This window comes from Shewanella sairae (assembly GCF_023283535.1).
In the GTDB taxonomy this organism is placed as follows: Bacteria; Pseudomonadota; Gammaproteobacteria; order Enterobacterales; family Shewanellaceae; genus Shewanella; species Shewanella sairae.
Window position 1 is genome coordinate 33,988 of record NZ_JAKILT010000046.1, and the last position, 10,579, is coordinate 44,566.

The 10,579-nt window shown below is 43.1% G+C and carries 12 protein-coding genes and 1 pseudogene; 1 reads left to right on the forward strand and 12 read right to left on the reverse strand.

Going from position 1 to position 10,579, the window contains the following annotated elements:
- Positions 1-9: 9 nt before the first annotated feature.
- From L2748_RS17210 to fliN, 12 genes and pseudogenes are all read right to left on the reverse strand, one after another.
- On the reverse strand, positions 10-747 hold the full coding sequence (locus tag L2748_RS17210; RefSeq protein WP_220782737.1) for a protein phosphatase CheZ: 738 nt from the start codon (positions 745-747) through the stop codon (positions 10-12).
- 13 nt (positions 748-760) lie between these two features.
- A complete protein-coding gene (cheY, locus tag L2748_RS17215) occupies positions 761-1,144 on the reverse strand; it encodes a chemotaxis response regulator CheY (protein ID WP_012276572.1) in 384 nt (127 codons plus the stop codon).
- A 62-nt stretch (positions 1,145-1,206) separates the two neighbouring features.
- Complete coding sequence (locus tag L2748_RS17220; protein WP_220782736.1) at positions 1,207-1,926, reverse strand: RNA polymerase sigma factor FliA; 720 nt, start codon at positions 1,924-1,926, stop codon at positions 1,207-1,209.
- Positions 1,919-2,800, reverse strand: a complete 882-nt coding sequence (locus L2748_RS17225) for a MinD/ParA family protein (RefSeq protein ID WP_246616246.1) — start codon at positions 2,798-2,800, stop codon at positions 1,919-1,921. Before L2748_RS17225 ends, L2748_RS17220 begins: the two co-directional genes overlap by 8 nt.
- A gap of 4 nt (positions 2,801-2,804) precedes the next feature.
- Positions 2,805-4,205, reverse strand: coding sequence for a flagellar biosynthesis GTPase FlhF (flhF, locus tag L2748_RS17230; protein WP_220782735.1), 1,401 nt, complete (start codon positions 4,203-4,205; stop codon positions 2,805-2,807).
- A gap of 11 nt (positions 4,206-4,216) precedes the next feature.
- Positions 4,217-6,316 (reverse strand): flagellar biosynthesis protein FlhA, encoded by a 2,100-nt coding sequence (flhA, locus tag L2748_RS17235; protein WP_220782734.1) that lies wholly within the window; start codon positions 6,314-6,316, stop codon positions 4,217-4,219.
- Between the two features lie 153 nt (positions 6,317-6,469).
- Positions 6,470-7,603: a flagellar biosynthesis protein FlhB gene (gene flhB, locus L2748_RS17240; RefSeq protein WP_220782733.1), complete on the reverse strand. Its 1,134-nt coding sequence runs from the start codon at positions 7,601-7,603 to the stop codon at positions 6,470-6,472.
- A 74-nt stretch (positions 7,604-7,677) separates the two neighbouring features.
- Positions 7,678-8,478, reverse strand: coding sequence for a flagellar biosynthetic protein FliR (gene fliR, locus L2748_RS17245; RefSeq protein WP_220782732.1), 801 nt, complete (start codon positions 8,476-8,478; stop codon positions 7,678-7,680).
- A gap of 23 nt (positions 8,479-8,501) precedes the next feature.
- On the reverse strand, positions 8,502-8,771 hold the full coding sequence (gene fliQ, locus L2748_RS17250) for a flagellar biosynthesis protein FliQ (protein ID WP_028768696.1): 270 nt from the start codon (positions 8,769-8,771) through the stop codon (positions 8,502-8,504).
- Between the two features lie 7 nt (positions 8,772-8,778).
- On the reverse strand, positions 8,779-9,525 hold the full coding sequence (gene fliP, locus L2748_RS17255) for a flagellar type III secretion system pore protein FliP (RefSeq protein WP_220782731.1): 747 nt from the start codon (positions 9,523-9,525) through the stop codon (positions 8,779-8,781).
- A complete protein-coding gene (gene fliO, locus L2748_RS17260) occupies positions 9,522-9,920 on the reverse strand; it encodes a flagellar biosynthetic protein FliO (RefSeq protein ID WP_220782730.1) in 399 nt (132 codons plus the stop codon). The genes fliP and fliO overlap by 4 nt, the downstream gene beginning before the upstream one ends.
- 12 nt (positions 9,921-9,932) lie before the next feature.
- Positions 9,933-10,175, reverse strand: a pseudogene (fliN, locus tag L2748_RS17265) (flagellar motor switch protein FliN); the annotation flags it as partial.
- 106 nt (positions 10,176-10,281) lie between these two features.
- Here fliN and L2748_RS17270 point away from each other — a divergent pair.
- The coding region (locus tag L2748_RS17270) for a helix-turn-helix domain-containing protein (RefSeq protein WP_248957721.1) at positions 10,282-10,579 on the forward strand (298 nt) is incomplete at its 3' end.

Below are 10,579 nucleotides of genomic sequence, written 5' to 3' on the forward strand. Positions count from 1 at the left end.
TTGACTCCCTTAAAAACCTAAGCTAGAAAGCAGATCGTCAACTTCGTCTTGACCCGTCACCACGTCCTGGCGGTGCTCTGCATTCATAATAGGACCTTCAGCTTCAACGTTTACTTTTGGCTTATCATCAGCACTAGATGCAGGCTGCTCACCAAATACTGTTAGCATTGACACTAAACTGCTTTCAACTTCTCTGACGAGCTCAATAACTCGACGGATCATTTGTCCGGTTAAGTCTTGAAAGTCTTGTGCCAATAAAATTTGATTCAAAAGCTCTTTTACACGACTTGCGTCGGACTCGCTTCTGTCAACAAACTCTTGAATATCATGACATAGCGCTTTGAATTCTGTCAGCGGTAATTCACGACGCATCAGTTTGTCCCAAGCAGGCTTAATCGCTTGGATATTATCGTTTAATTCACTCGCTAGAGGTAAGCATTCCTCAACGGCATCCATCGTCTTATTCGCCGCTTGCTCAGTCATATCAATAACATAAGTCAAACGTTCCTTGGCATCAGGAATTTCAGTATTGGCGAGTTCAACTAAACGAGTATCGAATTGAAAATCGGAAATAGCGCTATGAAGCTGGCGTGTCAACCGCCCCACTTCGTCGAATAAATCTTTTTGAAGCGGTGCGGCGATTTCTCTAAACAACTCATCGGCTTTTTCTTGCTCTCCCTTAATTAGAAGTGCAACTAGCCTCTCTGCTTGTTCGAGAGATATCAGCGATAAAGATTCTTGCTGCATTGCTCATCCTTACTTAGCCGAGTCTCTCGAATATTTTATCTAACTTCTCTTTTAAGGTTGCGGCAGTAAAAGGCTTAACAACATAGCCGTTCACACCAGCTTGAGCCGCTGCGATAATCTGTTCGCGCTTTGCTTCAGCTGTAACCATAAGCACAGGAAGGTGTTTAAGATTGTCATCAGCACGAATGGCTTTCAATAGGTCAATGCCTTGCATACCAGGCATGTTCCAATCAGTTACGACAAAATCAAAATCACCTTTTTGTAGCATAGGTAAGGCTGTTGAACCGTCATCAGCTTCTTGGGTATTGTTAAATCCCAAGTCACGTAACAAGTTCTTAATGATACGTCTCATTGTTGAAAAGTCATCAACAACAAGAATTTTCATATTCTTGTCCAAGGTTTCCTCCGCGGAGCGCGCTTAACATGCGCGTGTAAAAGTGCTATCAAATATTATTGATTTTATTCTTGCGTCCAATGCTTGAGCTTACCTTTAAGTCTTAACATTGCCTGACTAAGGATCTGGCTAACTCTAGACTCACTGACCTCAAGAATGGCCCCAATTTCTTTTAAATTTAATGCTTCATCATAATAGAGCGACAATACCAAAGCGTCACGCTCTGGTAATAATTTTATCGCTGTAACGAGTGCACTTTGAAACTCTACTTCTGCAAGTGATTCAAATGCATCGTCGGTGTAGCCGTCATCAGAACTCACGCCTTCGACTGCAACAACTAAATCTTCAATCCCAACAACCTTTCCAACGGAAACATCGTTCAGAATTGTATAATACTCTTCGAGCGGTACATCCAAACGTTCAGCTATTTCAACGTCTTTAGCATCACGCCCTAGCTCTTGCTCAAGTTCATCAATCACTTGAGCGACTCTACGCTGGTTTCGATGCACTGAACGAGGTACCCAATCACCACGTCTTATCTCATCTAACATCGAGCCTCGAATTCGAATCCCGGCAAAAGTTTCGAACTTAGCGCCTTTACTGCCATCAAAGTTTGATGACGCTTCAAGCAACCCCATCATCCCAGCCTGCAGTAGATCATCTAGCTGAACAGATGCAGGTAAACGAGCCAACAGATGATGGGCTATTCTTTTTACAAGCGGTGCATACTGTTCAACGATAGACGTCTTATTATCAAAACGAGTATACGCAGCCGCTTTATTCACCCGATTTGTCCTCTTGATAATTAGGACGTTGCACAAGGCGTTCAACAAAAAACTCCAAATGACCGCCAGGCTGAGAAGGAACTGGCCAACTCATAATTTTATTGGCTAGACCTTGGTAAGCAATCGCTGCTGGTGATTTTGGAAACGCTTCAACAATCAACTTCTGCTTACGTACTGATTTGCGCAGGTTTTCATCAAATGGCACTGTTGCAACAAGTTCTAAAGCAACATCCAAGAATCTATCCGTCACTTTACTCAACTTTGCAAAAAGTTCCATACCTTCGCGCAAACTGCGCACCATATTTGCTACAATTTTGAAGCGAAACACACCATGTTCACGACTTAGGATCTTAATCAGCGCATAAGCGTCTGTAATTGAGGTCGGTTCGTCGCACACAACAATCAATACATCTTGTGAAGCACGAGAAAAACTCAGCACCATATCCGATATACCAGCCGCGGTGTCGACAATCAAAATATCAAACTGGGTTCTCATCTCACTAAACGCACGAATGAGACCTGCATGTTGCGCTTGAGTCAACTCAACCATCGCCTGTGTACCAGACGTAGCGGGTATAATACCGATCCCTTTAGGGCCTCTAAGAATCACATCATCTAATTCGGCATCGCCCGATAAAACATGAGATAAATTTCGCTCAGCGCGTAAACCTAGCATCACATCAACGTTAGCAAGACCTAAGTCAGCATCTAATACCAATACACGCTTACCTTTTTCGGCTAACGCTACAGCGGTATTAATTGATACGCTGGTTTTACCAACGCCACCTTTACCACCTGATACGGCGATAACTTTTACTTTTTCATTATTTGGCTGATTCATCATACGTAAACCGCTTGCTTGATCTGAAGTCATGGTTTCACTCAAATGCGAAGGTCATCTCTTGCGACCCTTCATTGTTTTCTAATGGTTCTATGGGTTCATTATCTAATGCAGCTAATGCTCGCTTAGCTAAAGATAAAGTGTCAGCTACCTGCATATCTTCAGGAACTCTTTGTCCATCAGTAACATAACTTAAAGGTAGCCCACTTTGAATCAATACACTTAACGCTGGCGCTAATGATATCGATTCGTCTAATTTCGTTAGTACTGCACCCGAAAGCGGAATACGCGTAAACTGTTTTACAGCATCTTCTAAAACCCGACGCTGACCTGTTGCAGACATTACCAGATAACTACGGATAGGTAATCTGCTATTTGCAGCCAAACTATCAAGCTGCTGGAATAAACGTTGATCTCTTTGTCCCATGCCTGCTGTATCAATAAGAACCAGCTTACGATTTCTAAATTGATACAAGATTTGTTCTAACTCATTAAAATCATGAGCCTGTTTTACAGGACATCCCATTATTTTGCCATAAGTAGCAAGCTGCTCATAGGCTCCAATGCGATAATGATCAGTTGTAATTAGCGCAACTTGATCTGAACCATGGTAAGCGGCAAACCGAGCCGCTAGTTTTGCGACGGTTGTCGTTTTCCCAACTCCAGTCGGTCCAACAAAAGCGACAACACCGCCTTGACGAACAATATCATCGCCTTGATTATCAAGTAAGTTTGCTAAGCTGCGAGGCAAAGATGCAACTAATTCTGCAGGGGTGTAATGCTCACTTAAACTGGATAGTTTTTTGGCAATTGAAGGTGAAAATTCAGCTTCAAGTAACTTACTTTCTAGCATCGCTCCTACAGGATCGACTCTTTTTTTCTGTTCAACCATCAAGCTACTCACTTGATGGGTCAATAAACTACGAATAGAAGCCAATTCCTCTTTCATTGCATCCATTTCCGCACTGCTATTTACCTTATTATTTGGGTAACTATCAGGTGTGCGATTGGGTGTAAATTCAGCTTTTTTAGGCTCGTTGCGCTGCGGTATTTGTGCCTGTAGCCCCTTTGCCCACTCAGGCATATCAAGCTCTTCACTTTTCGTACTTTGTGTTTGCTGGGCCATCCGGCTATGCTGACGTTCAAGCAAAGCTTGCAATGAATCAGGTGCAGGAGCGGGCTTGGCTTGGCTTTGTGCCTTTACATTTGGTTTTACACCTAAAGTGACTCTCTCTTCAGCAAGATCAGTAAACATTCCCGCTTGTGGCTTAGCTGCAGCAATTTGAGGCTTGGGCTCGTCATAATCCACAGCGGCAACAATTTCAATGCCACCAGTCACTTTCTTATTAGACATAATAACGGCATCTGAGCCCAAGGTCTCTTTAACCTGGGCTAAGGCCGAGCGCATGTCTTTTGCTAAAAATCTTTTAATCTTCAATTATTCGACCTCTACTGACCCACTGCCGAAACGATGCGTATTTGCTTCTCATCAGGAATTTCTTGGTACGAAATTACCCGTAAATTAGGAATCGTGTGCTTAACAAAGCGGGATAACGTTGAGCGTAACATGCCTGACGTCAATAAAATTGCCGGCTGTCCAACCATTTCTTGACGCTGTGTGGCGTCTACCAATGACTTCTGCATACGTTCTGCAAGGCTTGGTTCAATATTTGGCCCTTCGCCTCCCGTCGACTGCATAGACTGATGCAACATTTGTTCCAACTCTGGCGCCAAAGTTATGACAGGTATTTCAAGTTCTGGTCCACTGATCTCTTGCACTATCATGCGTTTTAACGCGATACGCACCGCAGCAGTTAGCACTTCGGTATCACCACTCTTTGGACCATATTCAAGTAAGGTCTGTACTATCGTCTTCATATCACGAATAGACACGCCTTCATTAAGCAAGTTTTGCATCACTTTAACAACGGTACCCAGTGGCATCACATCAGGAATAAATCCATCAACCAACTTTGGCGAGTGCTTACCTAGCATTTCCAGTAGCTGTTGAACTTCTTCATAACCTAATAATTTAGCGGCATTATTACTGAGTAGTTGACTAATATGAGTCGCCACTACAGTTGAGGCATCAACCACGGTATAACCCAGCGTTTGCGCGTGCTCACGCATTTCTGGCGCGATCCAAACGGCATCAAGCCCAAAAGCAGGATCTTTAGTTTCAATACCATCAAGCTTGCCATAAACCTGGCCGGGATTAATCGCCAGCTCACAGTCATGACGGATATCCGCTTCACCAGAAGCAACGCCCATTAACGATATACGGTAGGCATTTGGAGACAAGTCTAAGTTATCGCGAATATGCACAGCAGGAATTAAAAAACCCAGTTCCTGTGACAACTTTTTACGTACACCTTTGATACGTCCAAGCAGTTCGCCACCTTGACCTTTATCGACCAGTGGAATGAGGCGATAACCAACCTCGAGTCCAATAGTGTCAACATGTTGTACGTCGTCCCAGCTAAGCTCTTTTGGTTGTGTATCTCTTGGCTCTGTTGGGCCAGCTTTCGCCACTTCCAGCGCTCTTTCACGATCTGCTTGTTGTTTTTTCTTAATGAAATAAGCTCCAGCCCCCGCCATAAGTGCACATGAAAGAAATACAAAGTGCGGCATACCAGGCACGATACCCATTACAAACATAACCCCAGCAGCAATGGTTAATGCTTTAGGGCTATCAAACATCTGCCCCATCACCATCTCACCCATGTCACCCGATTCATTTTGACGAGTCACCATTAAAGCTGCAGCAATAGATAATAACAGGCCTGGGATTTGTGCAACCAAACCATCACCAATGGTCAGTAAGGTATAAATTTCAACAGCTGAAGCGAAGTCTAAATCATGCTGAGCAATACCAATAATAAAGCCACCAACAATGTTGATCACTAGAATTAATATACCGGCGATAGCATCACCTTTTACAAACTTTGACGCACCGTCCATCGCACCATAAAAGTCTGCTTCACGGGTCACTTCCGCACGGCGAGAGCGAGCTTCTTCTTGGGTTAACAACCCAGCATTAAGGTCGGCGTCAATCGCCATTTGCTTACCAGGCATGGCGTCAAGTGTAAAGCGAGCACTTACCTCTGAAATACGACCAGCACCTTTGGTTACAACAGCAAAGTTAATAATGATAAGGATTAGGAACACCACCAAACCCACGGCGTAATTGCCGCCAATAACCACAGAGCCAAAGGCTTCAATCACTTTACCAGCCGCATCACCGCCATTATGCCCCTCAAGTAATACCACTCGAGTAGAGGCAACGTTTAGCGCAAGCCGTAATAAGGTTGCCACCAATAACACTGTTGGAAATGCCGCAAAATCAAGCGGTCTATCGCTATAAATAGCGACCAATAGAACAACCAATGCTAACGCGATATTGAATGTAAATAGGATATCAAGCAGAAATGCAGGCATAGGCAAGATGATCATAGCCAGAGCGGCTAAAACCAATAACGGCGTACCAATACCTTTTAAATGTGCAGGCTTAATCTGTTTTAATTGGCCTAGACTTGCTTTAAATTCCATTCACCCTGTGTCCGATATTTGACGTCTAGCGTCTATTACAGCAAATACTGTACCAATTATTTTTATCGCAATTTCAGGACTATACCCCGAAAGTCACCTGCAAAGAATATGCAATCATCTAAGTGGTGAATTTTTGGTCTTTACTTGTAGCTATTAATGCTTCAGATCGTCTGGAATAGGTTGCTTAACAGGGATGGGATTAGGGCGTCGACCTTTGCCTTTTTGGAATTGCCTCAACTGAAAAACATAAGCCAGCACTTGGGCTACAGCTGTAAATAAGCCTTCGGGGATCTCTTGATCTATCTTAGTGGTATGAAAAATGGCTCTCGCTAAAGGTGGAGCCGATACGATAGCCACATCATGTTCTCTGGCTATTTCTCGGATTTTAAAGGCGACTTCATCCACGCCTTTAGCAACGACAAAAGGTGCAGTAGAACGGGCTGCATCATATTTAACCGCGACTGCGTAATGCTCTGGGTTGACCACGATAACATCGGCATTGGGCACCTCTCCCATCATGCGCCTTTGAGACATCTCATGCTGCAACTGACGAATACGTCCTTTCACCTCAGGCTTACCTTCAGTGTCTTTATATTCGTCTTTGACTTCCTGTTTGGTCATCTTTAGCTGCTTGGCGTGATTCCAAATTTGAAATGGCACATCGATCACCACAATCAAAAATGTCGACGCACATAACAAAATGAAAATCCATACGATAATATCAAGCGCATGATAAACATTGCCCGGAAAATGCTCTTGAGATAGCAGTAAAATGTCGTTCAAATATAGGGTTAGCAATAAGTAAGCACTAATAGCAACCACTGAAAACTTAGCGATACCTTTGGTCAGTTCAACAAGTGCTTGCACCCCGAACATTCGTTTAAAACCAGCCATTGGACTCATTTTACTGGCTTTAGGCATAAAGGCCTTTACCGAAAACGACATGCCTCCTAAGGCAACATTACCAGCAAAAGCAATCATCGCTAGAAACAGAATAAATCCCATTAAAGGCACAGCAAGCTCAGTTCCTACCATACCCCAAACATTCATCATTTGGTTGCTATCGAAAATCTCATCACGACTCAAAATAAACATTTTGCTCATAATGTTATGCAATGCTTGAGCGATATTTGGACCTGTCATTAAGATCCCGACTGACGCTGCAATCAATACAGCAGAAGTGCCAAGTTCTTTCGAGCGTGCAACCTGCCCTTTGTCTTTGGCCTGTTGCAACTTTCTGGAGGTGGCTTCCTCTGTTTTTTCTTGGCTACTATCATTCTCAGACATTTATACTGAGCCTCCCATGGTTGAGAGCGACAATGTGAGCTTAGTTAGCTGATACTGTTTGATATAATTGAACATTAATCCAAACCACCATCAATTTTGCATTGGAGTGCTAACACATCGCAAAGCAAGATCTGCACTTCGCGCCAAACCTCATCAAAGTGCGCCATAATCGGCGATAGAGTGAGCCACAAAATAAATAAACCTGCAACCATGGTCACTGGAAAACCAACAGCAAAAATGTTCAGCTGAGGAGAAGCTCGCGTCATTACCCCAAATGCCAGGTTTATAGTAAGAAGTGCAACAATTGCCGATAATGACATGGTTAATGCAGCGGTAAACATATAACCAACAAATTCTGTAAAGAGACGGTAGCTCGTTAAACTCAACCCCTGTATTGAAACGGGTATAGAGTCAAAGCTAGAAATAACCATTTTAATCATCAGCAAGTGACCATCTACTGCTAAAAAAATCATTGTGGTTAATAATAAGAAGAAGTTACTAATTACCGGTGTTTGTTGACCAGAACTTGGATCTACCATAGAAGCAAAACCTAAACTGGTCTGCATACCAATAATTTGACCGGTTAACACAAATGTCTGCATCAACAACAGGGTAGCAAACCCCATTGCAGCACCGATAACAATTTGCTGCGCAGTGACAAATGCGGCGGTAAGAGAGAACAAATCAAGGCTAGGCATAGCCGGTAATACTGGTGCGACGGCTGCGGTGACCGTTACAGATAACAATAGGCGGACGCGGGTTGGCGTGGTGTTGGCGCCAAAAACAGCCATCACCATAAACATGCTGGAGATCCGAGTTAACGGCCAAAGATAACCCGCGATACCATCCATAATGGTACCAAGCAAAATCTCCATGATTAGCCCAGTTTTATCATAAGTTAACCGATAACCTGTGGGATCATGTCTACCATTTGATAAAAGAAGTCCATCATCATTTGTACCAACATGTGCCCCATCAACATTAATGCTAATAGTGTCGTTAACAGGCGTGGTAGAAAGCTCAACGTCTGCTCGTTAATTGATGTCGCAGCTTGAAACACTGCCACAATAAGACCAATGATAAGACCTGGCACAATAATCATCGATACAATGATAACGATAACAGCGAGCGCTTCACGGAAAATATCAATTAAGGCCTCTGGACTCATAACTTACCTACAATCCGAAACTGTTGGCTAATGTACCCATGACTAAACTCCAGCCGTCAACGAGAACAAAAAGCATGATCTTAAAGGGTAGCGAGACAATCATCGGTGACAGCATCATCATACCCATCGCCATCAAAATACTGGCTACCACTAGATCGAGTACTAAAAATGGCACAAATAACATAAAGCCGATTTGAAAGGCTGTTTTTAGCTCGCTGGTAATAAACGCTGGAATAATCACCGTCATAGGTGCATCTTCTGGCTCATTAATACCTTGATAGCCCGAAATTTCAATGAAGGTATTTAGATCTGTTAATCGCGTTTGAGCCAACATAAATTCTTTTAATGGCCCTTGACCTGAGGTAAAGGCGTCTTGCAACGGCATCCCCTGTTCAATATAGGGCTGTACCGCTTGGTCATAAATTTTGTCGAACACTGGCGACATAATAAAAAATGTCAAAAACATGCTAATGCCGATCAACACTTGGTTTGACGGCGTTTGCTGTAGGCCAATGGCTTGGCGCAAAATAGACAATACAACGATAATCCGTGTAAACGAGGTTAACATAATAACCATCGCCGGAATGAAACTCAGTGCTGTCATTAACAGCAAAATTTGCATCGTCACCGAATATTGTGTCGAGCCATCGGCACCGGTTGAAACCGTTACCGCAGGTAAAATTCCATTTTCAGCAAATGCAGGAGCAACAAAAAACAGTGACAGTCCTGCAAGAATAAACATCCATTTTATCATTGTGATGCCTTGGCTTGACGTAGGCGGGTTGCAAAAGATTCTGTTGCAATCTCAACCGGTTGAGCGAGTTTATCGACTAAGCTAATTTGTTGTGGTGTCACGCCAAGCAAATACTGCTGCCCGTCGACTTCAATTAGCACTAGTTTCTCTTTTTGCCCAAGTGGTGTTACTGCTATTGTTTTTAATACGCCTTGACTACTCGGCACTAAATTAAAACGCTTTACCAAGTACGCGAGGAAAAAAATAAGCACCAAAACAACAATAAGTCCGCCGACCATACTAGAAAGTGTTGCTATGCTAGATGCCGAACTTCCCGCAGTACTAGTGACATTGGTCGCAGTATCAACTTGCGCCTGCGTGCCAGCAATGCTGGCCAAAACCCAATTAACGCTCATCAACAATCCCTATTATTTTAGCTTTTTAATTCGCTCAGTTTGGCTAATGACATCAGTTAAACGGATACCAAATTTATCGTTAACCACAACCACTTCACCATGGGCAATCAAGGTGCCATTAACCATTACATCTAAAGGCTCACCAGCAACACGATCAAGCTCTACGACAGAGCCCTGATTTAGTTGCAGTAAATTTCGGATATTGATAAAACTACGGCCAACTTCCATTGAAATGGTGACCGGTATATCCATAATCTGTATTAGTCCCGACTAGATCTGACATTTCAACTTGATTAGTTGAGAGTTACCCGTTTTGATAGAAGGTGTCGAATCTTTAATCAAAACAAAAAAGGTAACTCTCATGTTGCATACTAACAATCCAATCATTAAACACAAAGCTGGTTTACTTAATTTAGCTGAAGAACTCGGTAACGTTTCTAGAGCTTGTAAAGTCATGGGTGTATCAAGAGATACATTTTACCGTTATCAAGAACTGGTTGAGGACGGTGGACTCGATGGGTTAATCGAAAAGACCCGAAGAACGCCCAATCTAAAAAATAGAGTCGATGAAGCAACGGAACAATCAGTCATAAAATATGCCACAGACTATCCAGCACATGGCCAACACAGAACAAGCAATGAGCTACGTAAGCTTGGCA

Excerpts from the sequence above, each read along its gene's own strand:
- L2748_RS17210 (WP_220782737.1), bottom strand. The coding sequence starts at position 747 with ATGCAGCAAGAATCTTTATCGCTGATATCTCTCGAACAAGCAGAGAGG.
- L2748_RS17225 (WP_246616246.1), bottom strand. The coding sequence starts at position 2,800 with ATGACTTCAGATCAAGCAAGCGGTTTACGTATGATGAATCAGCCAAAT.
- flhA (WP_220782734.1), bottom strand. The coding sequence starts at position 6,316 with ATGGAATTTAAAGCAAGTCTAGGCCAATTAAAACAGATTAAGCCTGCA.
- flhB (WP_220782733.1), bottom strand. The coding sequence starts at position 7,603 with ATGTCTGAGAATGATAGTAGCCAAGAAAAAACAGAGGAAGCCACCTCC.
- fliR (WP_220782732.1), bottom strand. The coding sequence starts at position 8,478 with ATGGAGATTTTGCTTGGTACCATTATGGATGGTATCGCGGGTTATCTT.
- fliQ (WP_028768696.1), bottom strand. The coding sequence starts at position 8,771 with ATGAGTCCAGAGGCCTTAATTGATATTTTCCGTGAAGCGCTCGCTGTT.
- fliP (WP_220782731.1), bottom strand. The coding sequence starts at position 9,525 with ATGATAAAATGGATGTTTATTCTTGCAGGACTGTCACTGTTTTTTGTT.
- fliO (WP_220782730.1), bottom strand. The coding sequence starts at position 9,920 with ATGAGCGTTAATTGGGTTTTGGCCAGCATTGCTGGCACGCAGGCGCAA.